Annotated in this window: 24 protein-coding genes and 1 tRNA gene; 10 read left to right on the forward strand and 15 right to left on the reverse strand. The window is 57.9% G+C overall.

From position 1 onward, the window contains the following. The first annotated feature begins 71 nt into the window (after positions 1 to 71). Complete coding sequence (suhB, locus tag CKW38_RS07955) at positions 72 to 890, forward strand: inositol-phosphate phosphatase (protein WP_016773320.1); 819 nt, start codon at positions 72 to 74, stop codon at positions 888 to 890. Positions 891 to 1139: 249 nt separating this feature from the next. Here the strand turns inward: suhB and CKW38_RS07960 are convergent, their stop codons facing one another. The 6 genes from CKW38_RS07960 to queA form a co-directional block, all read right to left on the reverse strand. Beyond that, positions 1140 to 1688 (reverse strand): glycine zipper 2TM domain-containing protein, encoded by a 549-nt coding sequence (locus CKW38_RS07960; protein WP_007916907.1) that lies wholly within the window; start codon positions 1686 to 1688, stop codon positions 1140 to 1142. Between the two features lie 121 nt (positions 1689 to 1809). Further along, entirely contained in the window at positions 1810 to 2724 is a 915-nt protein-coding gene (gene secF, locus CKW38_RS07965; protein ID WP_007916909.1) for a protein translocase subunit SecF, read from the reverse strand. Positions 2725 to 2733: 9 nt separating this feature from the next. Next, positions 2734 to 4602 (reverse strand): protein translocase subunit SecD, encoded by a 1869-nt coding sequence (gene secD / locus CKW38_RS07970; RefSeq protein WP_007916911.1) that lies wholly within the window; start codon positions 4600 to 4602, stop codon positions 2734 to 2736. Between the two features lie 64 nt (positions 4603 to 4666). Beyond that, positions 4667 to 5005 carry a preprotein translocase subunit YajC gene (yajC, locus tag CKW38_RS07975; RefSeq protein ID WP_007916913.1) on the reverse strand — a complete coding sequence of 113 codons (339 nt, stop codon included), beginning with the start codon at positions 5003 to 5005 and terminating at the stop codon, positions 4667 to 4669. Positions 5006 to 5048: 43 nt separating this feature from the next. Continuing rightward, positions 5049 to 6164: a tRNA guanosine(34) transglycosylase Tgt gene (gene tgt / locus CKW38_RS07980; protein ID WP_162130185.1), complete on the reverse strand. Its 1116-nt coding sequence runs from the start codon at positions 6162 to 6164 to the stop codon at positions 5049 to 5051. Positions 6165 to 6178: 14 nt separating this feature from the next. Further along, on the reverse strand, positions 6179 to 7243 hold the full coding sequence (queA, locus tag CKW38_RS07985; protein ID WP_095112384.1) for a tRNA preQ1(34) S-adenosylmethionine ribosyltransferase-isomerase QueA: 1065 nt from the start codon (positions 7241 to 7243) through the stop codon (positions 6179 to 6181). 107 nt (positions 7244 to 7350) lie between these two features. Between queA and CKW38_RS07990 the strand changes: the two genes are divergently transcribed. Next, positions 7351 to 7435, forward strand: a tRNA-Leu gene (locus CKW38_RS07990). A 92-nt stretch (positions 7436 to 7527) separates the two neighbouring features. Then, on the forward strand, positions 7528 to 7857 hold the full coding sequence (locus tag CKW38_RS07995; RefSeq protein ID WP_095048374.1) for a hypothetical protein: 330 nt from the start codon (positions 7528 to 7530) through the stop codon (positions 7855 to 7857). A 12-nt stretch (positions 7858 to 7869) separates the two neighbouring features. Here CKW38_RS07995 and CKW38_RS08000 read toward each other — a convergent pair whose 3' ends face one another. Beyond that, a complete protein-coding gene (locus CKW38_RS08000) occupies positions 7870 to 8238 on the reverse strand; it encodes a PH domain-containing protein (protein WP_034156100.1) in 369 nt (122 codons plus the stop codon). 45 nt (positions 8239 to 8283) lie between these two features. Continuing rightward, positions 8284 to 9030 (reverse strand): hypothetical protein, encoded by a 747-nt coding sequence (locus CKW38_RS08005; RefSeq protein ID WP_095112385.1) that lies wholly within the window; start codon positions 9028 to 9030, stop codon positions 8284 to 8286. Between the two features lie 25 nt (positions 9031 to 9055). Here CKW38_RS08005 and CKW38_RS08010 point away from each other — a divergent pair, with 25 nt between their 5' ends. The 4 genes from CKW38_RS08010 to CKW38_RS30370 all read left to right on the forward strand — a co-directional run bounded on the left by CKW38_RS08010 (position 9056) and on the right by CKW38_RS30370 (position 12773). Continuing rightward, positions 9056 to 9514 (forward strand): hypothetical protein, encoded by a 459-nt coding sequence (locus CKW38_RS08010; protein WP_256588353.1) that lies wholly within the window; start codon positions 9056 to 9058, stop codon positions 9512 to 9514. A gap of 115 nt (positions 9515 to 9629) precedes the next feature. Further along, complete coding sequence (locus CKW38_RS08015) at positions 9630 to 10373, forward strand: hypothetical protein (RefSeq protein WP_095112386.1); 744 nt, start codon at positions 9630 to 9632, stop codon at positions 10371 to 10373. A gap of 71 nt (positions 10374 to 10444) precedes the next feature. Continuing rightward, the gene (locus tag CKW38_RS08020) at positions 10445 to 12364 is read left to right on the forward strand and encodes an alkaline phosphatase D family protein (RefSeq protein ID WP_095112387.1); all 1920 of its coding nucleotides are present in this window, start codon (positions 10445 to 10447) and stop codon (positions 12362 to 12364) included. A 205-nt stretch (positions 12365 to 12569) separates the two neighbouring features. Continuing rightward, positions 12570 to 12773, forward strand: coding sequence for a prevent-host-death protein (locus CKW38_RS30370; protein ID WP_081498753.1), 204 nt, complete (start codon positions 12570 to 12572; stop codon positions 12771 to 12773). A gap of 6 nt (positions 12774 to 12779) precedes the next feature. On the opposite strand, the gene CKW38_RS08030 is transcribed toward CKW38_RS30370, so the two are convergent. Further along, on the reverse strand, positions 12780 to 13949 hold the full coding sequence (locus CKW38_RS08030) for an aspartate aminotransferase family protein (RefSeq protein ID WP_095112388.1): 1170 nt from the start codon (positions 13947 to 13949) through the stop codon (positions 12780 to 12782). Between the two features lie 102 nt (positions 13950 to 14051). Here CKW38_RS08030 and CKW38_RS08035 point away from each other — a divergent pair, with 102 nt between their 5' ends. The 3 genes from CKW38_RS08035 (at position 14052) to CKW38_RS08045 (ending at position 16252) form a co-directional block, all read left to right on the forward strand. Next, the gene (locus CKW38_RS08035; RefSeq protein ID WP_095112389.1) at positions 14052 to 14957 is read left to right on the forward strand and encodes a LysR family transcriptional regulator; all 906 of its coding nucleotides are present in this window, start codon (positions 14052 to 14054) and stop codon (positions 14955 to 14957) included. A 54-nt stretch (positions 14958 to 15011) separates the two neighbouring features. After that, the gene (locus CKW38_RS08040; RefSeq protein WP_095112390.1) at positions 15012 to 15416 is read left to right on the forward strand and encodes a GNAT family N-acetyltransferase; all 405 of its coding nucleotides are present in this window, start codon (positions 15012 to 15014) and stop codon (positions 15414 to 15416) included. Between the two features lie 134 nt (positions 15417 to 15550). Then, positions 15551 to 16252: a hypothetical protein gene (locus CKW38_RS08045; protein WP_007949995.1), complete on the forward strand. Its 702-nt coding sequence runs from the start codon at positions 15551 to 15553 to the stop codon at positions 16250 to 16252. 431 nt (positions 16253 to 16683) lie between these two features. On the opposite strand, the gene CKW38_RS08050 is transcribed toward CKW38_RS08045, so the two are convergent. The 6 genes from CKW38_RS08050 to cyoA all read right to left on the reverse strand — a co-directional run bounded on the left by CKW38_RS08050 (position 16684) and on the right by cyoA (position 22400). Next, entirely contained in the window at positions 16684 to 17175 is a 492-nt protein-coding gene (locus tag CKW38_RS08050; RefSeq protein WP_034156086.1) for a RidA family protein, read from the reverse strand. A gap of 388 nt (positions 17176 to 17563) precedes the next feature. Continuing rightward, positions 17564 to 18451, reverse strand: a complete 888-nt coding sequence (cyoE, locus tag CKW38_RS08055) for a heme o synthase (RefSeq protein WP_007916939.1) — start codon at positions 18449 to 18451, stop codon at positions 17564 to 17566. Between the two features lie 11 nt (positions 18452 to 18462). Continuing rightward, positions 18463 to 18798: a cytochrome o ubiquinol oxidase subunit IV gene (gene cyoD, locus CKW38_RS08060; RefSeq protein WP_007916940.1), complete on the reverse strand. Its 336-nt coding sequence runs from the start codon at positions 18796 to 18798 to the stop codon at positions 18463 to 18465. After that, positions 18798 to 19421 carry a cytochrome o ubiquinol oxidase subunit III gene (gene cyoC / locus CKW38_RS08065; RefSeq protein WP_007916943.1) on the reverse strand — a complete coding sequence of 208 codons (624 nt, stop codon included), beginning with the start codon at positions 19419 to 19421 and terminating at the stop codon, positions 18798 to 18800. The genes cyoD and cyoC overlap by 1 nt, the downstream gene beginning before the upstream one ends. A 3-nt stretch (positions 19422 to 19424) precedes the next feature. After that, positions 19425 to 21455: a cytochrome o ubiquinol oxidase subunit I gene (gene cyoB / locus CKW38_RS08070; RefSeq protein ID WP_007916945.1), complete on the reverse strand. Its 2031-nt coding sequence runs from the start codon at positions 21453 to 21455 to the stop codon at positions 19425 to 19427. Positions 21456 to 21458: 3 nt separating this feature from the next. After that, entirely contained in the window at positions 21459 to 22400 is a 942-nt protein-coding gene (gene cyoA, locus CKW38_RS08075; RefSeq protein ID WP_007916947.1) for a ubiquinol oxidase subunit II, read from the reverse strand. Between the last annotated feature and the right edge of the window lie 451 nt (positions 22401 to 22851).

Consider the following 22851-nt stretch of genomic DNA (forward strand, 5'->3'; position numbering starts at 1 on the left):
AGCGTCCTTCACCTGAAGAAAAGTTCTGATAGAATGCGCGGCTTTCTTTAACAACCTTAGGTGACACATCCATGCAGCCCATGCTGAATATCGCGCTGCGCGCCGCCCGCAGCGCCAGTGAACTGATCTTCCGCTCCATCGAGCGCCTGGATACCATCAAGGTCGACGAAAAAGACGCCAAGGATTATGTATCCGAGGTCGATCGCGCCGCTGAACAGAAAATCATCGACGCCCTGCGCAAGGCTTACCCGAATCACTCGATCCAGGGTGAAGAGACTGGCCTGCACGCCGGCACCGGCATCGAAGGCGAAGAGTACCTGTGGATCATCGATCCACTGGACGGCACCACCAACTTCCTGCGTGGCATTCCGCACTTCGCTGTCAGCATTGCCTGCAAATACCGCGGTCGCCTGGAACACGCAGTGGTTCTGGACCCGGTTCGTCAGGAAGAATTCACCGCCAGCCGTGGTCGCGGCGCCCAACTGAACGGTCGTCGCCTGCGCGTCAGCGGTCGCACCAGCCTCGACGGCGCCCTGCTGGGTACCGGTTTCCCGTTCCGTGACGATCAGATGGACAACCTCGACAACTACCTGGGCATGTTCCGCGCCCTGGTTGGCCAGACTGCCGGCATCCGCCGCGCCGGTTCGGCGAGCCTGGATCTGGCGTATGTTGCTGCCGGTCGTTTCGACGCGTTCTGGGAATCAGGTCTGTCCGAGTGGGACATGGCTGCAGGCGCCCTGCTGATTCAAGAAGCTGGCGGCCTGGTGAGCGACTTCACCGGCGGTCACGACTTCCTTGAAAAAGGCCATATCGTTGCCGGCAACACCAAATGCTTCAAGGCAGTCCTGACGGCGATCCAGCCGCACCTGCCGGCTTCGCTGAAGCGCTAAGCTTCACGCGAAACGAAAAAAGCACCCGTCGGGGTGCTTTTTTTATGCCTGGAATTCGTCACCTGCCACACCACGGGACCAATGCAGGAGTGAGCCTGCTCGCGATAGCGGTGTATCAGCCACCACCTGCATTGAATGATGAATAGCTATCGCGAGCAGGCTCACTCCTACAGGGGATTTGTTGTGCAGCCTAAATGGCGGGCACAAAAAAGCACCCCGCAGGGTGCTTCTTGTTAAAACAGTCGCTCTTTACTGAGCCGGCTCATTCTGCGACAGAATCAGCTTGCCTTCCTTGTCGACCGGAATCTGGTTGCCCGGATCGCGATCCATCCGCACTTTGCCTTCCTTGCCATCGAGCGAGTAACGCACGTCGTAACCGACGACTTTGTCGCTGATGTCATTGACTGTGTTGCAGCGGGTTTGCGTGGTGGTGTAGGTGTCACGCTCCTGCATGCCTTCCTGCACCTTGTTACCCGCATAACCGCCACCGACCGCGCCGGCTACCGTGGCAATTTTCTTGCCGGTGCCGCCGCCAATCTGATTACCCAGCAAACCACCTGCCAGCGCACCGACGACGGTACCGGCAATCTGGTGTTGATCTTTTACCGGTGCCTGACGAGTCACTGTCACGTCCTTGCACACTTCACGTGGAGTCTTGATCTGTGTTTTAACCGGTTCAACGGCCAATACTTGCGCATACTCAGGGCCGCTTTTAACCAGGCTGTAGGTGGCAACAGCACCCCCGGCAGTCACACCGACAGCACCCAATACCGCACCAACCAGCAACGACTTGTTCACATGAACCTCCTGACCATCACATGCGGGACGCGCCCGCGCTTCTCCCAGCCTTGGAGCATAAAAAAAGGCGCGAGTTCAACTCGCGCCTTTCTTGGCCTGACAGCCGGGAAAACGATGGCCGTTATGGACGGTCGTCGACTTCCTTCTCGGTGTTGGCCGGAGGAATCAGATCCTCGGTGGTCAGGTTCAGCCAGATCAGCACCACGTTAGCGATGTAGATCGACGAGTAGGTACCCGCCAGAACACCGATAAACAGCGCGATCGAGAAGCCGAACAGGTTGTCACCGCCGAAGAACAGCAGCGCCGCGATCGCCAGCAAGGTGGAGATCGACGTCGCCATGGTGCGCAGCAGGGTCTGCGTGGTCGAGATGTTGATGTTCTCGATCAGCGTTGCCTTGCGCAGGACACGGAAGTTCTCACGAACCCGGTCGAATACCACGATGGTGTCGTTTAGCGAGTAACCGATGATCGCCAGCACCGCCGCCAGTACGGTCAGATCGAAAGTGATCTGGAAGTACGACAGGATACCGATGGTGACGATCACGTCGTGAATCAGCGAAACGATGGCGCCGACCGCGAATTTCCACTGAAAGCGGAAAGCCAGGTAGATCAGGATGCCGCCGAGCGCCAGCAGCATGCCGAGGCCGCCCTGGTCGCGCAGCTCTTCACCGACCTGCGGGCCGACGAACTCGACACGCTTGACCGTTGCCGGGTTATCGCCGCCGACCTTCAACAGCGCTTCCGCCACCTGATGGCCCAATTGCGGGTCTTCACCCGGCATCCGCACCAGCAGATCGGTAGTCGCACCGAAGCTCTGCACGATTGCTTCGTGGTAACCCGACGTCGCCAGCTGCTCACGCACCTTGGTAACGTCGGCCGGACGCTCGTAGGTCAGCTCGATGAGCGTACCGCCGGTGAAGTCCAGACCCCAGTTCATGCCCTTGGTAGCGACACTGAACATAGCCAGCAACGTGAGAAACACTGTGACGCCGAACGCGAAGTTGCGAACGCCCATGAAGTTGATTGTACGTAACATGGCAGCCCCTTAAATCCACAACTTCTTGAAGTCACGTCCGCCAAAAATCAGGTTGACCATTGCGCGGGTCACCATGATGGCCGTGAACATCGAGGTAAAGATCCCGAGGGACATGGTCACTGCGAAACCTTTGACCGGGCCGGTGCCCATGGCAAAGAGAATCCCGCCGACCAACAAGGTGGTCAGGTTGGCGTCGAGAATCGCGGTGAATGCCCGGCCGAAGCCTTCGTTGATTGCACGCTGCACGGTCATGCCGGCGGCGATCTCTTCACGAATCCGCGAGAAGATCAGCACGTTGGCGTCGACCGCCATACCCATGGTCAGCACGATACCGGCGATACCCGGCAGGGTCAGCGTTGCACCCAGCAGCGACATCAGGGCCAGCAGCAGCACCATGTTCACCGCCAAAGCAACGGTAGCGATGATGCCGAAGAAGCGGTAGATGGCGATGATGAACAGCGACACGAACAACATGCCCCACAGCGACGCATCGATACCTTTGGTGATGTTGTCAGCACCCAGGCTCGGGCCGATGGTGCGCTCTTCAGCGAAGTACATCGGTGCGGCCAGACCACCGGCACGCAGCAGCAGCGCCAGTTCGGACGACTCGCCCTGACCGTTCAGGCCAGTGATGCGGAACTGAGCACCCAGCGGCGACTGAATGGTCGCCAGGCTGATGATCTTCTTCTCTTCTTTGAACGTTTGCACCGCGACGTCTTTCTCGACGCCATCGACCACTTGCTTGGTGTAAGTGGTGACCGGACGCTGTTCGATGAAGATCACCGCCATGCTGCGACCGACGTTCGAACGAGTAGCGCGGCTCATCAACTCACCACCATGACCATCCAGACGGATGTTCACTTCAGGCGTGCCGTGCTCGCCGAAACCGGCTTTGGCGTCGGTGACCTGGTCACCGGTGATGATCAGACCACGTTCGATCTGTGCTGGCGGACGATTGCCTTCACGGAACTCAAAGGTTTCGGAGGTGGCTTTCGAAGCACCCGGCTCAGCAGCCAGACGGAACTCAAGGTTGGCCGTCTTGCCGAGAATACGCTTGGCTTCGGCAGTGTCCTGCACGCCCGGCAGCTCAACCACGATGCGGTTGGCGCCCTGACGCTGAACGATCGGTTCGGCAACACCCAGCTCGTTGACGCGGTTACGTACCGTGGTCAAGTTCTGCTTGATGGAGTATTCACGGATTTCCGCCAGCTTGGCTGGGGTCATCGCCAGACGCAGCACCGGTTGACCGTTGAGGTCGGCCGGAACAATGTCGAAATCGTTGAAGTTCTTGCGGATCAGTGCACGGGCCTGTTCGCGGGAATCTTCATCGCTGAAGCCCAACTGAATGGCACCGCCCAGTTGCGGCAGGCTGCGATAGCGCAGCTTCTCTTTACGCAGCAGGCTCTTGACGTCGCCTTCGTAGACTTTCAGGCGTGCATCGAGGGCTTTGTCCATGTCCACTTCCAGCAGGAAGTGCACACCACCGGACAAGTCCAGACCCAGCTTCATCGGGTGCGCGCCCAGATTGCGCAGCCATTGCGGGGTGGTCTGTGCCAGGTTCAGCGCGACGACGTAGTCATCACCCAACGCCTTGCGCACAACGTCTTTGGCCGGCAGCTGGTCTTCAGCCTTGCTCAGACGGATCAGACCGCCCTTGCCGTTGGCGGCCAGCGTGGCTGCCTTGACGTTGATCCCGGACTCCTTGAGCGCAGTGCTCACACGATCCAGATCAGCCTGATTGACTTGCAGCGCAGTACTTGCACCGCTGACCTGAATGGCCGGGTCATCGGGGTATAGATTCGGAGCGGAATAAATCAGACCGATCGCCAGCACCGCCAGGATCAGAATGTATTTCCACAGAGGATATTTGTTCAGCATCACGCCGCCCGTTATGAACGCGGGGCGCCTTGCGCGCCCCGTCGATTGAGTAGAAGTTGTTGCTTCAGATCGCTTTCAGCGTGCCTTTTGGCAGCGTGGCGGCGATGGCGCCTTTCTGGAACTTCATTTCCACGGTGTCGGAAACTTCCAGAACCACGAAGTCATCGGCCACTTTGGTGATCTTGCCAGCGATGCCGCCGGTGGTGACCACTTCGTCGCCCTTCTGCAGGCTGCTCAGCAGGTTCTTCTGCTCTTTGGCGCGCTTGGCCTGTGGACGCCAGATCATCAGGTAGAAGATGACCAGGAAGCCGACCAGGAAAATCCACTCGAAACCGCCGCCCATTGGGCCGGCAGCAGCCGGTGCAGCCGCGTCAGCCATGGCGTTAGAGATAAAAAAGCTCATTTAGCACTCCAGTTGCAAATGTTGAATCTTGGGGTCAGAAAACTCAGTCCAAAGGCGGAACGGGGAGCCCGCGTTTGGCGTAGAAGGCATCGACAAAGGCGGCCAATGTACCCTGTTGAATAGCCTCGCGCAAACCAGCCATCAGCACCTGATAATGGCGCAAGTTATGGATGGTATTGAGCATGCTTCCCAGCATTTCGCCGCACTTGTCCAGGTGATGCAGATAAGCGCGGGAGAAGTTCTGGCAGGTATAGCAATCGCAGGTCGGATCCAGCGGCGATTCATCATGGCGATGGAACGCGTTACGGATCTTCAGCACGCCTGTATCAATGAACAGATGCCCATTGCGGGCATTACGGGTTGGCATCACGCAATCGAACATGTCCACACCGCGGCGCACACCCTCAACCAGATCTTCCGGTTTGCCAACGCCCATAAGGTAACGAGGTTTGTCAGCCGGCATCATGCCCGGCAGATAATCCAAAACTTTGATCATCTCGTGCTTCGGCTCACCCACCGACAGACCGCCAATGGCCAGGCCATCGAAACCGATCTTGTCGAGGCCTTCCAGCGAGCGCATGCGCAGATCCTGGTGCATGCCGCCCTGCACGATACCGAACAACGCGGCGGTATTGTCACCGTGGGCATTTTTCGAACGCTGGGCCCAACGCAGCGACAATTCCATCGATACGCGCGCGACGTCTTCGTCGGCCGGGTACGGCGTGCATTCGTCGAAAATCATCACGATGTCGGAGCCGAGGTCGCGCTGCACCTGCATCGATTCTTCCGGGCCCATGAACACTTTGGCGCCGTCGACCGGGGAGGCGAAGGTCACGCCCTCCTCCTTGATTTTGCGCATCGCGCCGAGGCTGAACACCTGGAAGCCACCGGAGTCGGTGAGGATCGGGCCTTTCCACTGCATGAAATCGTGCAGGTCGCCGTGTTCCTTGATCACTTGGGTGCCAGGGCGCAGCCACAGGTGGAAGGTGTTGCCGAGAATGATTTCTGCGCCAGTGGCAACGATGTCACGCGGCAACATGCCTTTGACCGTGCCGTAAGTGCCCACCGGCATGAACGCCGGGGTCTCGACGGTGCCACGCGGGAAGGTCAGACGACCACGTCGGGCCTTGCCATCGGTGGCCAGAAGTTCAAAGGACATGCGACATTCGCGACTCATTCTGTTTCCTCTGGGCCGGTTTCTTTAGGGGCAGTAGGTGCGGGATTACGGGTGATGAACATCGCATCACCGTAGCTGAAAAAGCGGTAGCCGTTGTCGACGGCGGCCTTGTAGGCGGCCATGGTCTCGGGATAACCGGCAAATGCCGAAACCAGCATTAACAGCGTGGATTCAGGCAAATGGAAATTGGTCACCAGGGCATCGACCACATGGAACGGCCGGCCCGGGAAGATAAAGATATCGGTGTCGCCACTGAACGTCTTGAGCACGCCATCGCGCGCGGCACTTTCCAGCGAACGCACGCTGGTGGTGCCGACCGCAATCACCCGACCACCGCGCGCACGGCATGCCGCGACCGCATCAACCACATCCTGGCCGACTTCCAGCCACTCGGTGTGCATGTGGTGATCTTCAAGCTTCTCGACGCGCACCGGCTGGAACGTCCCCGCGCCCACGTGCAGCGTAACGAACGTGGTCTCGACGCCCTTGGCCGCAATTGCTTCCATCAGCGACTGATCGAAATGCAGCCCCGCTGTCGGCGCCGCCACCGCACCGAGTTTCTCGGCGTACACGGTCTGATAACGCTCGCGATCCGAGCCTTCGTCCGGGCGGTCTATATAAGGAGGCAACGGCATGTGCCCGACGCGATCGAGCAGGGGCAACACTTCTTCAGCGAAGCCGAGTTCGAACAACGCATCGTGACGCGCAAGCATTTCTGCCTCGCCACCACCGTCGATAAGGATCTTCGAACCCGGCTTCGGCGACTTGCTGGAACGCACATGGGCCAGCACGCGGTGCGTATCGAGCACCCGCTCAACGAGGATTTCCAGCTTGCCGCCGGACGCTTTCTGCCCGAACAGTCGCGCCGGAATCACCCGGGTATTGTTGAACACCATCAAATCGCCCGGGCGCAAATGCTCAAGCAAATCAGTGAATTGACGGTGTGCGAGGGCGCCGCTCGGCCCGTCAAGGGTCAGCAGGCGACTACCGCGACGCTCGGCCAAAGGGTGGCGGGCGATCAGCGAATCAGGGAGCTCGAAAGTAAAGTCAGCAACGCGCATGATGGGGTTCGTCTAGCAGGGCCGGAAAGTCTAGCGGAAATATCGAAAATTCTCTATGTACCTGATTGACCGACGGTAATCTCATCTCTATACTTCGCCGCCATTGAGCCCTGATGGCGGAATTGGTAGACGCGGCGGATTCAAAATCCGTTTTCGAAAGGAGTGGGAGTTCGAGTCTCCCTCGGGGCACCAAAATTAAGAAAGGTCTTGCTTAGCAAGGCCTTTTTTTTCGTCTGTCGGAAAGTGCCGCTGGCCGTCCGGCGAGATCCCACAAAGGTCACTTCATGGAAACGTCACTGGAAACAGTCGCCCTTTTCTCGCTCAAGCTCGCTTACGAGGAAGAAGGCCTGAGCCCGATTTTGCGGGACGACATGGTCATGGGTGATTACCAGAAAGACATTTTCGAACTATTGGTACGGCGCGGGGATGTCGAGACCATTCAGTTCAAGATGAATGAATGCCTAAGCTTGGCGATGGACGCCTTGGGCGGTGTCGAGAAACCGCTGGGGCGCGAGTTGCAGAAGTTGTCAGCCGAGTTCAGCGAGGCGCGTTCGCTGGAGCAGCTGGATCAGCCGCTCCTCGCGCTCAAGGGCTATTTGAAAGACATCTTGTAATGGGCTGAGGCGTTACAGCAGATGCTTGGAGATGTACTTGGAAATCTCCACCATCGACGTCTTCCCGGTGAATTCGAACTTCACTTTCCCCAGTGACGAGAAGTAAATCTCCAACTCCGAATCCAGATCGAAGGTGCCAGAGGTTTCCACGGAGTAGGCGACGATGTTCTTGTACGGCAAGGAAGTGAAATCCTTCTTGCTGCCGGTAATGCCCTGAACGTTGACGGCGATGATGCGTTTGTTGGTAAACACCACGCCGTCACGCATGGCCTTGTAAGAGTCGATCACTTCTTCACCGTCCAGCAACAGCGCGCTTACGCGTTCGGCGTACTCATCGTTCTGCTTGAGTTTGAAGAAGCCTTTGTTGTTGAAGTCGATCATCTGTCCATCCTCATATTCAAGAAAACATCCCGGTATTTCTTTGGTTCAACGACGGGCTTTCAACACGCGGATATCGATTGGGAACCCGTCGGCGCCGACAAGTTTTTTCCAGCCCAGATACTGAAACTCGCCCTTCTCATCAATGTAATCACCCTTCTCCACCGATCGGCCACCAACCACCGCGACGCGCTTCACTTCGCCACAGCCGCCGTCTGAAGGCCGTACCGTATAGATCACATACGGCTTCACGTATTGCGTGGCGCGGAAGTATTGGCCGCAGATTTCGTCGACGGTGATCAGCATGGTTTTCAGGCGTGCTTCGCCGTCGGTGTCTTCGTGCAGTTTCAGGAAAGATATATCACCGACGTCGCTGTAGCCGAGGGCGCGGGCGCGTTGGTATTCGGGGGAGTTCTGGTGGGCAATGCGGCCCTCCTCCGCGGCACCTTGCATTTTTGCGGCGAACTCGGCTTTGCCTTGGGCGATCATCGCTTCAGCCTGGCCCGCTACGTTTTCGCATTGCGCAAATTCCCGGGAGCCGAGGTGATTGGGCGTCAGGTTCGAGCGGTGTTCATTCATGGTTCGCAGGTTGCTTTCCAGCGCGAACATCACGTCGTAGGCGGTGGTGCGGCCGCTTTGCACGTCGGCCATTTTCTCCAGCACGCGCTGGCAGTTACCGGCGTAGTACTTCCAGCTGTTTTCCGGATGCTCTTGCACGGCGGCGAATGCTGGGGCCATTGCAGCGGTGAGTGTGATTGCGCAGAGCAAGCGCAAACAGTGGGTACTGACTGGCATGGGTAGTCCGTTACGGAGATGGGCAGTGGCGCGACGCTACTATTTTGCTATCTTGCCGTCCACTGCCAGTAACGAGGTCGCCAACACCTCGGTGGAGTCAATTTTCAGAGGGAGAAACACCTTGATGGCCGTGTTGTACTTTTTCGTCTGGGGAGCCGTTTGGGCTTGGGTCGTGCAGACTCGTGGTGCCTGGAACCTGATCCTCGCCAACCTGGCGGGTGCCGCCAGCGGCTTCATCGTAGCGATGATTTTTTCGGTGATCTGTGCAGGCCTTTTCCCGGCGCACGTGCCTCCTGCAACTGAGAACCTGGCCAGTAGCGTGTTGCAAATGATCACCACGTTCGGCGTGCTGGCGGGTGTCTGGATGTGGCTGGTCAGGCGTCCTCGGCCAGAGCATCCGTTGGCCCGGCAACTTTTCGCCGGTATCTGTGGGCTGGCTGCGGGTGTGACGACGCTGGCGTTTTTCGCGCTTAATTTTCACTGAGCACCGCTATCGTCACTGCCATTTCACGTCTGTTTTGTTATCTTGCCGGCCATTCTCAGCGTTCACCTTGGGCGTGCGTTGATTTCAGGTTTGGAAGGTTTAAGGAAAGGATCAAATGGAGTTTCTGCGTTTTCTGGCGATTGTCGCGGTTTGGGGGTTCATGTGGCGCTGGGTGGTCAAGAACCGTGGCAGCTGGAATATTTTCTACGGCAACATCGTTGGCGCAGCGGGCGGCTTCATTGTCGCGATGGTGGTGCTGTCGATCACGTTGTCGCTGTTTCCGTCGGCCGCGCCGAGGACAACGCAGAGCAGCGAGACGCAGAGCGCCGCGGCGGCACTCATGCCTGAATTAGAAAAGGCAATGGAGCCCATGGCTGCGATCGCGTCCTCACCTGAGAACTCCGACAACCTTACGACCTATGTCGCCAGCGAACCACAGAACGAGCCTTCGCCGCCCGAGTCCGCACTTCTACCGAACTACAGCCAGCGCCTGACCGCATTAATCCAGGAGAAGAACTTCAAGGACAACGTGCGCAACGATTTTGAAGTTTCGCGCCGACTGGCCGGCAACCATCCGGACGCGGACAGATCCCTGATGGCGTTCATGATTTGCGACCCTATTATCAAAAGTGCCATGCGTTTTTCAGCGTCGACAGCGATCGCCAGCGCCAAGAGCGCGAGCAGCCAACGGTTCAAGGATCAGACCTATACCATCAGCAGCACCGTCACCGCTCTGAACATGTTGGGCGACCATGTCAGCTACAGTTCTGACTGTTCCGTTCAGCAAGTAGACGGCAAAGATACTGACAAAGCCGCGTGGCGACTGCTCGATCTGAAGCTGAAGAAGATCGATTCTTAAGCCTCATTTAAGGGATCAAGGCGCCGGCTGCGCTATCATCGCCGGCCTGTGCGCCTTGAGCTTTGCCCTCGATGTCTTCGACACCCGCTGACCTGATCCCGCTGCCTCCTGTCCTGGCCGGCCCGCTGTTGCGACGGCTGGAGCCAACGCGCGTGGTCATGTGGCTGGTCGGCACGCGGCCACTGGCGCTGACCTTGCGCCTGCAAGGTGTAGGAGACATTCCTCTCGACGCCGGGAAATGCACCGTCATTCCGGTAGGTCGTCAGGCATTTGTCCATCTCATCGATGTTGCTCTCGACAACGCCCTGCCCTGCGACACACGTATCGACTATGACCTGCTGATCGACAATGCAGAGGGCATCGCCGACTGGGCGGCGCATTTGCTGTACGGCGATGCAACCAGCCCGAACTTCGTCCTGCGCTCGCGGATCGATCAACTGCTGCATGGCTCTTGCCGCAAGCCGCATCACCCGGCGACGGATGGTTTGCTTTGCGTCGACCAATTGCTGGCGACGGAAACCGATCCGCAACAACGCCCCGCCCTGTTGATGATGAGCGGCGATCAGGTCTACGCCGACGATGTCGCCGGCCCGATGTTGCGGGCGATTCATGCCTTGATCGAACGCCTTGGCCTGTTCGACGAACACCTCGAAGGTGCCGTGGTCAGCGACAGCGCCAAGCTCTACAAACACCCGGCCAGTTACTACCACCGTGCGGATTTGTTACCGGCGCTGGAAAGCAACGAGACATTGCGCGAGCGATTTTTCGGCGGTGCGCGTAAGCCGATTTTCACCAGCAGCAGTGCTGACAATCATCTGGTGACGTTCGCCGAAGTCATGGCGATGTACTTGCTGGTATGGTCGCCGACGGCCTGGTCGCTGATCGATCCGCAAGCGCCCGAACTGACGCCCGAACGCCTCAAGCGCTACACCCTCGAACAGACTCGCATCGACGCGTTCAAGGCTGGATTGGACAAGGTCGCCCGCGCGCTCGCGCATCTGCCGAGCCTGATGATTTTCGATGATCACGACATCACCGATGACTGGAACCTGTCCGCGCAATGGGAGGAAACGGCCTACGGCCATCCGTTCTCCAAACGCATCATCGGCAACGCGTTGATCGCCTATATGTTGTGTCAGGGCTGGGGCAATAATCCCGATGCGTTCAAGGATGTGCTGGGAAAAACCCTGAGCCTTAGCGCCAGCGGTGATGATCAGTATCTCGACAGCCCGGTGCAGGACGGTTTGATCGATGACCTGCTGCGCTTTCAGCATTGGCATTTCGTACTGCCAACCAGTCCGGCGCTGGTAGTCATCGACACGCGCACCCGACGCTGGCGCAGTGAGATGGCGCTCAAGCAACCGTCGGGCCTGCTCGATTGGGAGGCGCTGAGCGAACTGCAACAGGAACTGCTTGATCACCCGTCAGCGATCATCGTTTCTCCGGCGCCGATCTTCGGCGTGAAGCTGATTGAAACCGTGCAGAAGGTCTTCAGTTGGTGCGGTTACCCGCTGCTGGTCGACGCGGAAAACTGGATGGCCCATCGCGGTGCCGCGCAGGTAATACTGAACATTTTCCGCCACTCGCGCACACCGGGTAACTACGTGGTGCTGTCCGGCGATGTGCATTATTCCTTCGTCTACGAAGTGCTTATCCGTCACCGCAAGGCCGGGCCGCGAATCTGGCAGATCACCAGCAGCGGGATCAAGAACGAGTTTCCGAAAAGCCTGCTGGAATGGTTCGACCGCCTCAACCGCTGGCTCTACTCGCCACGCTCACCGTTGAACTGGTTTACCAAACGCCGGCGCATGCGCATCGTGCCCTACACGCCGGAACATGCTGAGGCAGGTGAACGCTTATGGAATTCGGCGGGGATCGGTCAGGTGTTTTTCAATGAACAGGGGCAGCCGCGCGAGATCATTCAGCACAATTCGAATGGCAAGGCGAAGACGCGGATGCTGGCGCCGGATCTGGCGGATTATCCGGACTAGCCACAAGTTTTTTCCTACATTGGAAATACCAGATCCCGACAACGCGGCGGTTTCTCACTGCCCGAGACAGTGGACAAGGATTACAGACGTCTCAGAAACGTCTCCAGGGTTCTTAAGTGATACTGAACGTGCTCGCAGCAACCCTTCTGCGAAACAACCACTAGTAGGTGTCGCCTTGTCATCCTGTACTCACCTCCATACGTTCTTGGCATCCAGCGAGGATCGAGAGCTAACTTCGCAATCCCGGCAAGAATCTGAGCCTGTCGTGATGATGCCTCCTGGCGAGAACAGCACACTCGAAGAAACAGCCTACTTGATGCGCTCACCCGCAAACGCCGAGCGGTTGATCAGATCGATCGGCGAAATGCGCGCAGGAAAAGCCAAAGTCAGACATTTGATCGAAGAGTGAAAATCGTCACGACTGAACGACACATCCCACACCTCTGACAATCATCTCCACCTCACGCTCATCAATCGTCAACGGTGGCAGCAGCCGTATCGTCTTGCCCCGCGTGACGTTGATCAACAGTCCATAATCCCGCGCGGCGATCAGGGTCAGATCACGCACCGGTTGTTTCAGCTCGATCCCGATCATCAAGCCCTGCCCGCGAATCGCCAGCACATTGGGATTGTCCGCCAGCTCTGCGCGCAGGCGAGTTAATAGCCGTTCCCCCTGAATCCTGGCATTTTCCAGCAGGCCCTGTTCTTCGATGATATCCAGCACCGTGCAACCGACCCGACACGCCAGTGGATTGCCGCCGAAGGTGCTGCCATGGCTGCCGGGCGTAAACAGATCCGCCGCCCTGCCCCGGGCCAGGCAAGCGCCGATCGGCACGCCGTTGCCCAGTCCTTTTGCCAGGGTCATGACATCCGGGACAATGCCTTCATGGTGAAAGGCGAACCAGCGCCCGGTACGGCCGATGCCGGTCTGGATTTCATCGAGCATCAATAGCCACGCATGGCGATTACACAGTTCGCGCAGGGCTTTAAGGTAACCGGGCGGCGCGAGCTGCACACCGCTTTCGCCTTGGATTGGCTCAATCAGAATCGCCACGATGCGCTCACCGTGCTTTTGCTGTACCTGCTCCAGCGCAGCGAGATCGCCGAACGGCACTTTGAGGAAATCCCCCGGCAAATCGTTGAAACCCAGGCGTACTGCCGGGCCATCGCTGGCTGACAAGGTACCAAGTGTGCGGCCGTGGAACGCGTTGGCCATGACCACCACCAGCGGCTGTTCGATGCCTTTGCGCCAGCCGTATAAACGCGCGAGTTTCAGCGCTGTTTCATTGGCCTCGGCACCGGAATTATTGAAAAACGCGCGCTCCATGCCCGACAGCTCAGTCAGCCGTTTGGCCAGTTGTTGCTGCCAGTCGATGCTGTACAGATTCGACGTGTGCAGCAGCAACCCGGCCTGCTCGCTGATCGCCGAAACGATCCGCGGGTGTGAGTGGCCGACGTTGGTCACCGCCACACCGGCCACCGCATCCAGATATTCGCGACCGGCCTGATCCCACAGGCGAGTGCCCAGGCCCTTGGTGAAGCTCAAGGCCAGTGGTTGGTAGGTGTTCATCAGGGCGGCGGTCATGACTTCAAACTCCAGTGCAGGTCGGTGTGCTGGCAGTATGGTTAGCCAGCGAAACTGGATAAACTCGGGAAAACTTCATTCATTTAAAAGCTGAGCTTGATAATGGACCTGTTCCAGTCGATGAGCGTGTACGTCAAAGTCGTCGAAGCCGGGAGCATGACGGCGGCCGCGTTGCAGTGCGACCTGTCGACGACCATGGTCGGCAATCATCTGCGCGCGCTGGAGCAACGGCTGGGCGTGCAACTGCTGCAACGCACCACTCGACGTCAGCGGCTCACTGAATTCGGCAGCGTTTACTACCAGCGTTGTCTGGAAGTGTTGGGATTGGTCGCCGATTCCGAACGCCTCGCCGAGCAGACCCTCGATCAACCCCGGGGCATGCTGCGCCTCACCGCGCCGCTGACGTTCGGCGTTGAACGGCTGGCCCCGGCGCTCAGTGAGTTTTCCTTGCTGTATCCGCAGGTCAAACTCGACGTGGTGCTGACCAACAGCCGTCCCGATCTACTGGAGAGTGGCCTGGATGTGGCGTTTCGGCTGGGCAATTTCGAGCAGTCCAACCTGATCGCCCGGCCTTTGATCGATTACACCCTGACCGTGTGCGCCTCGCCGCACTATGTCGCCCGGCGGGGCATGCCGAAAACCCCGGAAGACCTGCAACAACACGACTGCCTGTCGTTCGCCTATCCCGCTGGCGACGACTGGCAATCGGTGGAAAAGCGCTGGCGTCTCAGTGGTCCCGATGGGGAGATCATGGTCGACGTCAGCGGGCCTATGCTGATCAACAGCTCCGCCGGGCTGCACCAGGCGGCCCGCACCGGCATGGGCATCGTGATGCTTCCGGATGCGCTGGTGGAACAAGACCTGCGCGAAGGCCGACTGGTGAAGGTGATCGCCGACTTCCAGCCACCCAGCAGACCGATGCATCTGCTCTACGCGCCAGATCGTTATCGTTTGCCGAAATTGCGCCGGTTCGTGGAGTTTGCGATGCAGACGTGGGGGAAATCCTGACGCGGCCTGCTCTACCCTTCCATGAAAAAGCGCTGACAAGGACCCGAACAGCAGATGAACAACACACTCAACGTACGTGATTTGCTGCCCGCCGAAACGGAATCGGTGCGGCAGTTTCTCGGGCTGCATGGCTGGGGCCATCGCACCGGTTCAGCTGAACACTTCGCCCAGTTGATCGACAACTCTCAGCGCACCGCCGTCGCCGTCCAGGGTGGGCAGATCATCGGATTCGCTCGCGGGATCAGCGATGGTTTGTCCAACGGTTACCTGTCGATGGTGGTGGTCGATGACCAGCATCGGCGTGCAGGGATTGGCCGTGCACTGGTCGAGCACATCATGGGCGACAACCCCGATATTACGTGGGTGCTGCGGGCCGGACGCGAGGGCGCAGAGGCTTTTTTTGCCAGCCTGGGTTTTGAAACCTCGGTGATTGCCATGGAACGGCCGCGCCGGAAATAGTGCACGCCGGGAAAAAACTCGACCGGCAGACCGTTGCTCCGTGACAACGCCGCCGCGCTCCCCTAAATTAGTCGGCCTGAAAAAGCCCTCGGTTTTCTCATCTCCACTCAAGTTAAAAAAGTAGTGAAATTTCAATGTCCGATTTCAACACCGCTGAATCCGTAGTCACCGAATCGTCCAAAGCGGAATACGAAAACTCCATCAATCTTTCACAACACCTGCCACAAGCCAAAATCATCAGCGAGATGGTCCTGGACGCGTTCCAGTCGACCCGCGAAAGCGACCAGATCCGCGAGCTGCGCGCGGCGATCCGTCAGGCTCACGACAGTTTCGATGACGACAAGGCCTACGAGCTGATGGGCGAACTCAAGGCGCTGAAAGACGCCGAAGCCGCCGACCTCGCCGCCCTTGAAGACCTCAGCAGCAAGTTCTCGATCGGCCGCATCCTGTCCAGCTTCAAGGACGATCCGGCGTTCCAGGAAATCGTTTACGGCCTCGCGCTGAAAGTGCTGAACCAGACCCATCAGGCGATCAGCAATCCGAGCGGCGGCAAGAGCAAGGCTGCGAAGAAGAAAGAAGTCGAAATCTTCACCATCAGCAAGGACGGCATCAGCGTGACCCTGCCACTGCGCACGCCACGCTCGCGCCTGAACGTTGACCGTGCAGCGCTGGAGTTCCTCGGTTTCACCTTCGTTGGTGAAGGCGAAGAGGCGGAGCTGGAAAGCGAAGTCTTCGTCGACAACGCGGGTACCGAGCAGGCAGTGAACCGCAAGAACATCATTACCGCGCTGCAACAGCAGACTGCGTTTGATGGCTATAGCATCGCCGCGCAGTAATAGCGCAGCGCTGAACGAAAAAGCCCCGCGCTGAGATTCAGGCGGGGCTTTTTGTTGTCCGGCTTGGGATTTGTGAGAAGGCGAAAATCCTCGCCCCTCATCGGAACGCCGCCCGCCCAGCCCTCTCCCGAGGGAGAGGGAGCTGATCGGGAGATATTCAAGAGATGCACCGAAATGAAAGTGCGGTGCCGAATCCACAATCGCCTCAATCTCTCAGGTCGATGTATAGCGCAACACACCTCGGTCAGTCCCCTCTCCCAAGGGAGAGGGAGCCGATTTGCGGATATTGTGGAAGTTCGCCGAAATGAAAGTGCGGTGCCGAATCCACAATCGCCTCGACCTCTCAGGTCGATGTATAGCGCAAGACACCTCGGTCAGTCCCCTCTCCCTCCGGGAGAGGGTTAGGGTGAGGGCAAGCCGTGAAGTCACCCTCAAGCCGAAGGATGCAACGCTACAATCATGTCCACCTCAATCGCCGCGTTCTTCGGCAACTGATACACACCGACTGTGGTGCGCGTGTGCCGGCCGGCATCACCGAGCACATGACTGAACACGTCCGAGGCACCGTTGGCGACTTCGCTCAGATCAACGAAGTCCGGCGTCGACTTCACATACACCGTCACCCGCAACAACGCCTTGATCTTGTCCAGCGAACCCACCGCGTCAACGATCAACGCCAGGCAACGCATTGCACTGATGCTGGCGGCGGCCTGGGCATCCTTGAGGGTCAACTCCAGCCCAACCCGACCGGGATACTGAATCTTGCCGTGGGTGCGCGGCACCATGCCGCTGATATACAGCTCATCATGATGACGGATCAGCGGCGCGTAATTGCCGCCGGCGGTGTTCTCACCATAGATGTCGTAGTTCAGCTCTTGGGCCAGGGCAATAAAACGCTCGTCGCAGGTCATCCTCTCAGTCATTTCGCCCAGCCTTTTGATCAGTGCATGAAGAAGCTCGAATCACGGCAGTAAAACACCGAAAAAATGGCTTGGTGCTATCACTGTCGGGGTTGGATCCAAATCTAGGGGTTTTGAACTCCACTCGCAACCCTCACCCTAGCTCTCTCCCATAGGGAGAGGGAACCGAACGCAGGATATTGACGACATACACCGACCTGAACGCACTTTACCGAATCCATAATCGCCACGACTTTGCAGGTCGGCGGTGGACTCGAGACAACTCGATCGGCCCCCTCTCCCTCTGGAAGAGGGCTGGGCGGGCGGCGTTCCGATGAGGGGCTTTACGCCAGGCAACAAAAAACCCCGCACATCTCTCAATGTGCGGGGTTTTTCTTCAAGCCTTTGAGCCTTACGGCGCGTACGTCAGCAGCAGCTCTGCGGGCACCTTGAAGTCCAGGGACATCATGACGCTCAACGCAGTGATGGTGAAGATCGAGAACACGAACAGCTTGCGTGCCCAGACCGTGTCATCCACCGCTTTGTAGCCGGTCCAGGCCATGTACAACCAGTACATGCCCATGGCCGCGGCGACGGCGAGGTAGCTCATGCCGGCGTAACCGCTGAAGGTCAGCATCAAGGTCGCTACGAGGAACGCCAGGATGTAGAGCAGGATGTGCTTTTTGGCCACTTGAATCCCGCGCTTCACTGGCAGCACCGGAATCGATGCGGCCAGGTAATCGTTGAAGCGGAAGATAGCGATGGCGTAGGAATGCGGCATCTGCCAAAGGCTGAACATCACCAGCAACGTCAACGCGGCCATGTCGAAGCTGTTGGTTACGGCGACGTAACCGATCACTGGCGGCATGGCGCCCGACAGACTGCCCACCAGCGTGCCGTGAACCGACTTGCGCTTGAGGTACAGACTGTAGAAGCCGACGTAGATGATGAAGCCGATCACCGCGAACAAAGCGGCCAACGGATTGGCCACCTTGTACAACAACGCAACGCCGAGAACACCAAGGATGGTCGCGTAGACCAGGGCCAGTTTCAGGGAGATCAAGCCCTGCACCAGCACCCGGTTCTTGGTGCGTTCCATCTTCAGGTCGATGTCGCGGTCGATGCAGTTGTTGAACACGCAACCGGAGGCAACAACCAGGGATGTACCGATCATGGCAGCCAGAAACACCGCCAGATCGACATGCCCTTTCGAGGCCAGGAAGAACCCGCCTGCCACAGAAAGCACGTTACCGAAAATGATCCCCGGTTTGGTGATTTGGATAAAGTGCTTGAGCGACATCGGGTCTTACCTCACTTCGCCATCATGTAGGTGTGGATGCTGAACATGATCCACAACGACAGGCCAACCAGCAGCACGATCACGATCGCCGTAAAGACGAATGCAATCACGTTGTTACGCTGAGCAATGGAACGGTCCAGGTGCAGGAAGTAATACAGGTGAACAATCACCTGGATTACTGCGAACAGCAGAACGATTGCCAGCGTGGTGGCTTTCGGCAGGCTCGGGTACATCACCAGACCGAATGGGATGACGGTCAGGATCACCGACAGGATGAAGCCAATGGCGTACGACTTTACGCTGCCGTGGCCAGCATCATGGCTGTCATGGGAGTGTGCATTAGCCATTACAGAGTCCCCATCAGGTAAACAACGGTGAATACGCAGATCCACACCACGTCCAGGAAGTGCCAGAACAGGCTCAGGCAGCTCAGACGGGTCTTGTTGGTCGCCGTCAGGCCGTGCTTGTTGACCTGGTACATCATGATGCCCATCCAGATCAGACCCGCCGACACGTGCAGACCGTGGGTACCGACCAGGGTGAAGAACGCGGACAGGAAGCCGGAACGGCTAGGACCGAAGCCCTCGGAGATCAGCAGGTGGAACTCGTTGATCTCCATGGCGATAAAGCCTGCGCCGAGCAGGAAGGTCATGAACAACCAACCCAGTACCGCCTGCTTCTTGCCTTTGTACAACGCCAGCATGGCGAAGCCGTAGGTGATCGAACTGAACAACAGCAGAGCGGTTTCGCCCAGCACGTATGGCAGTTCGAAGATGTCGTGGCCCGACGGGCCACCGGCGACGTTGTTTACCAGTACTGCGTACACCGCGAAGATCGACGCAAACAGAATGCAGTCGGTCATCAGGTAGAGCCAGAAACCGTATACGGTCATCTCGCCCGAGTCGTGGTGATGGTCATCGTGCCCATGGTCACCATGGGCGTGTCCAACATTGGTCACTAAGTTCGACATGGTTTAAGCCTGTTCCAACGAGGTTTCAACACGGGTGGCACCGGCCGGGATTTTCCCTGCCGCGACCAGACGCTTGTGCTGCTCGGCTTCGATACGCTCGATCGTTTCAACCGGAACCATATAGCCCTGGTCGTCACGTGCAGCGTGGATCACGAAGTAGATGACGGTGCCGGCCAGGCTGGCGATCGCCAACCACCAGATGTGCCAGATCATCGCGAAACCGAAGACGGTCAACAGTGCGCCCATCACCACGCCAGTGGCGGTGTTGTTCGGCATGTGGATCGGCTCGTACTTGGCCGGACGCTGGTACGCAGTACCGTTTTCCTTGGCTTCAGTGAACGGGTCGATGCAGTCAGCCTTAGGCAGCACAGCAAAGTTGTAGAACGGCGGTGGCGACGAGGTCGACCATTCCAGGGTGTGTGCATTCCACGGGTCACCGTGATCGCAAACGTTCTCTGGCTTGTTACGGTCACGCACGCTCACATAGAGCTGGATCAGCTGGCAGGCAATACCCACAGCGATCATCACCGCACCGAACATGGCAACGTACAGGTACGGTACCCACTCAGGGTTGGTGGTAGCGTTCAGACGACGGGTCATGCCCATGAAGCCCAGTGCATAGAGCGGCATGAACGCGACGAAGAAGCCCGAGATCCAGAACCAGAACGCTGCTTTACCCCAGCCTTCGTGCAGCTTGAAGCCGAACGCTTTCGGGAAGTAGAACGCGAAACCAGCGATGTAACCGAATACCGCACCGCCGATGATCACGTTGTGGAAGTGCGCGATCACGAACAGGCTGTTGTGCAGAACGAAGTCAGCACCCGGGATGGCCAGCAGTACGCCGGTCATGCCGCCGATGGCGAAGGTCACCATGAAGCCCAGAGTCCACAGAACCTGGCTGGTGAAGCGCAGACGGCCCTGGTAGATGGTGAACAGCCAGTTGAATAGCTTCACACCCGTCGGGATGGAAATCAGCATCGTCGCCAGACCGAAGAAGGCGTTGACGCTGGCACCCGAACCCATGGTGAAGAAGTGGTGCAGCCAAACCATGAAGCCCAGTACCGAGATCGCGCCCGAAGCGTAGATCATCGAGTGGTGGCCGAACAGTTTCTTGCCGGTGAAGGCCGAGATCACTTCCGAGAAGATGCCGAATGCCGGCAGGATCAGGATGTAAACCTCAGGGTGGCCCCAGGCCCAGAACAGGTTGACGTACATCATTGGATTGCCACCAAGTTCATTGGTGAAAATGTGGAAATCCATGTAACGGTCAAGGGTCAGCAGTGCCAGGGTAGCGGTCAGGATCGGGAACGAAGCCACGATCAGAACGTTTGCCCAGGTGCAGGTCCAGGTAAAGATCGGCATGTCCATCAGTTTCATGCCAGGGGTACGCATTTTCAGTACGGTCGCGAGGAAGTTAACCCCCGTTAACGTCGTACCTAACCCGGATAGCTGTAGCGCCCAGATGTAGTAGTCCATGCCCACGCCAGGGCTGTATTGCAGACCCGACAATGGTGGATAGGCAACCCAACCGGTCTTGGCGAATTCGCCGACGCCCAGGGACAGGTTGATCAGCACAACGCCGGACACCAGCAGCCAGAAGCTCAGGGAGTTCAGGAACGGGAACGCAACGTCACGCGCGCCGATCTGCAGCGGCACTGCAAGGTTCATCAGGCCGGTGAAGAATGGCATCGCCATGAAGATGATCATGATCACACCGTGAGCGGTGAAGATCTGGTCATAGTGTTCAGGTGGCAGGTAGCCAGGCGAACCCTCGGTGGCCATGGCCAACTGGGTACGCATCATGATGGCGTCGGCAAAGCCGCGCAGCAGCATGACCATGGCGACGATGATGTACATCACGCCGATTTTCTTGTGGTCGACCGAAGTCAGCCACTCGGTCCACAAGTACGTCCACTTCTTGAAGTAGGTGATTGCAGCGAACAGCGCCAGACCACCGAGGGCGATCATGGCGATGGTCACCATCACGATCGGCTCGTGGAATGGGACTGCTTCCCAACTTAATTTACCAAACATCGTTTACTCCTCTGCCCCGGCAGCTGAATGCGAACTCGAGTCAATTTCCGTGGCCGCCACTTCTTTCTCTTTCTTCTCGTGCTTCAGCGGCTTGCCCGGCTTCATACCTTCGTACTTGTCGACGATGATCTGGAACTGGTTCGGCGTGACCGAGGAGTAGAGCTCGACTGGGTTGTTCTGGCTCGGTTTGGCAAGGGCCGCGTATTCAGCTTGATCAAGCTGTTTAGGTGACTTCTTGACTTCACTTACCCAGGCGTCGAAATCTTCCTGAGTGGTGGAGATAGCTTTGAACTTCATGCCGGTGAAACCCGCGCCGCTGTAGTTGGCGGAGATACCGTCCATCTCAGCGTTGCGGTCAGCGATCAGGTGCAGTTTGGTCTGCATGCCCGCCATCGCGTAGATCTGGCCGCCCAGACCCGGGATGAAGAACGAGTTCATCACAGCGTCAGAGGTGATCTTGAAGTTGATTGGCGTGTGCGCCGGGAACACGATCTTGTTGACCGTGGCAATGCCTTGTTCCGGGTAGATGAACAGCCACTTCCAGTCCAGCGCAACGACTTCGATGGTCACTGGCTTGACGTCGGATTGAATCGGACGATACGGGTCCAGTTCGTGGGTCGAAATGTAGGTGATGTAACCCAGGGCAATGATGATCAGGACCGGGATGGTCCAGACTGCCACTTCGATTTTGGTCGAGTGCGACCATTTCGGGGTGTAGACGGCGTTCTTGTTCGACGCGCGGTACTTCCAGGCGAACAGGAAGGTCATGACGATAACCGGCACGACGACCAACAGCATCAGCAGGGTCGCGGTGATGATCAGGTTTCGCTGTTCCAGGCCAACCTGGCCCGTTGGATTGAGCAAGGTCATGTTGCAGCCTCCCAGCAACAACGTGCCGAGCAGCGGCACTAGGCCTAGTAATCTGGGGTACCTGTTTTTACTCATCTCACGACCTCTAAAGCAGCTTGCGCAATGCAGTTGGGTTTTGATCGCCAACACTTCACCCTGCCAAGGGTTGGCATTTTCTTTGGATTGAATAAGGGCCGCCCGTCGCGCGTCAGACGCTCGACAAAACCTGGGACAGCGGTCAGTTCTTATTCGAATTCGTGGTCAAAGGCCTTGTTACAGACCAATTCCATTTGGTGCGGAAAGTTGGAAGGCACCGACACCTGGGTGTCTTGAAAGCCTTGCGACTCACTCGACACCCGACTTCCTGCTCGCCTCCTTAATAAAGGCTGAACAGTGCCGGGAATTCAGTGCGGGCGATTGTAGATAGGTAGCGCCCTATACACCATGTCTTATCCCGAAATAATTTTTATCCGTTCGAGCAACAATCCATCGCCATTTTTGCAAAAGTTCCGCATGTTATCGAAATAGATTCTCAACAAAAACACCA

It is taken from the genome of Pseudomonas sp. Irchel 3H7, from assembly GCF_900187605.1.
Lineage (GTDB): Bacteria > Pseudomonadota > Gammaproteobacteria > Pseudomonadales > Pseudomonadaceae > Aquipseudomonas.

Coding starts and splice junctions, on each gene's coding strand:
- suhB (WP_016773320.1), top strand. CDS start 72: ATGCAGCCCATGCTGAATATCGCGCTGCGCGCCGCCCGCAGCGCCAGT.
- secF (WP_007916909.1), bottom strand. CDS start 2,724: ATGTTACGTACAATCAACTTCATGGGCGTTCGCAACTTCGCGTTCGGC.
- secD (WP_007916911.1), bottom strand. CDS start 4,602: ATGCTGAACAAATATCCTCTGTGGAAATACATTCTGATCCTGGCGGTG.
- yajC (WP_007916913.1), bottom strand. CDS start 5,005: ATGAGCTTTTTTATCTCTAACGCCATGGCTGACGCGGCTGCACCGGCT.
- tgt (WP_162130185.1), bottom strand. CDS start 6,164: ATGTCCTTTGAACTTCTGGCCACCGATGGCAAGGCCCGACGTGGTCGT.
- queA (WP_095112384.1), bottom strand. CDS start 7,243: ATGCGCGTTGCTGACTTTACTTTCGAGCTCCCTGATTCGCTGATCGCC.
- CKW38_RS07995 (WP_095048374.1), top strand. CDS start 7,528: ATGGAAACGTCACTGGAAACAGTCGCCCTTTTCTCGCTCAAGCTCGCT.
- CKW38_RS08000 (WP_034156100.1), bottom strand. CDS start 8,238: ATGATCGACTTCAACAACAAAGGCTTCTTCAAACTCAAGCAGAACGAT.
- CKW38_RS08005 (WP_095112385.1), bottom strand. CDS start 9,030: ATGCCAGTCAGTACCCACTGTTTGCGCTTGCTCTGCGCAATCACACTC.
- CKW38_RS08015 (WP_095112386.1), top strand. CDS start 9,630: ATGGAGTTTCTGCGTTTTCTGGCGATTGTCGCGGTTTGGGGGTTCATG.
- CKW38_RS08020 (WP_095112387.1), top strand. CDS start 10,445: ATGTCTTCGACACCCGCTGACCTGATCCCGCTGCCTCCTGTCCTGGCC.
- CKW38_RS08030 (WP_095112388.1), bottom strand. CDS start 13,949: ATGACCGCCGCCCTGATGAACACCTACCAACCACTGGCCTTGAGCTTC.
- CKW38_RS08035 (WP_095112389.1), top strand. CDS start 14,052: ATGGACCTGTTCCAGTCGATGAGCGTGTACGTCAAAGTCGTCGAAGCC.
- CKW38_RS08040 (WP_095112390.1), top strand. CDS start 15,012: ATGAACAACACACTCAACGTACGTGATTTGCTGCCCGCCGAAACGGAA.
- CKW38_RS08045 (WP_007949995.1), top strand. CDS start 15,551: ATGTCCGATTTCAACACCGCTGAATCCGTAGTCACCGAATCGTCCAAA.
- CKW38_RS08050 (WP_034156086.1), bottom strand. CDS start 17,175: ATGACTGAGAGGATGACCTGCGACGAGCGTTTTATTGCCCTGGCCCAA.
- cyoE (WP_007916939.1), bottom strand. CDS start 18,451: ATGTCGCTCAAGCACTTTATCCAAATCACCAAACCGGGGATCATTTTC.
- cyoD (WP_007916940.1), bottom strand. CDS start 18,798: ATGGCTAATGCACACTCCCATGACAGCCATGATGCTGGCCACGGCAGC.
- cyoC (WP_007916943.1), bottom strand. CDS start 19,421: ATGTCGAACTTAGTGACCAATGTTGGACACGCCCATGGTGACCATGGG.
- cyoB (WP_007916945.1), bottom strand. CDS start 21,455: ATGTTTGGTAAATTAAGTTGGGAAGCAGTCCCATTCCACGAGCCGATC.
- cyoA (WP_007916947.1), bottom strand. CDS start 22,400: ATGAGTAAAAACAGGTACCCCAGATTACTAGGCCTAGTGCCGCTGCTC.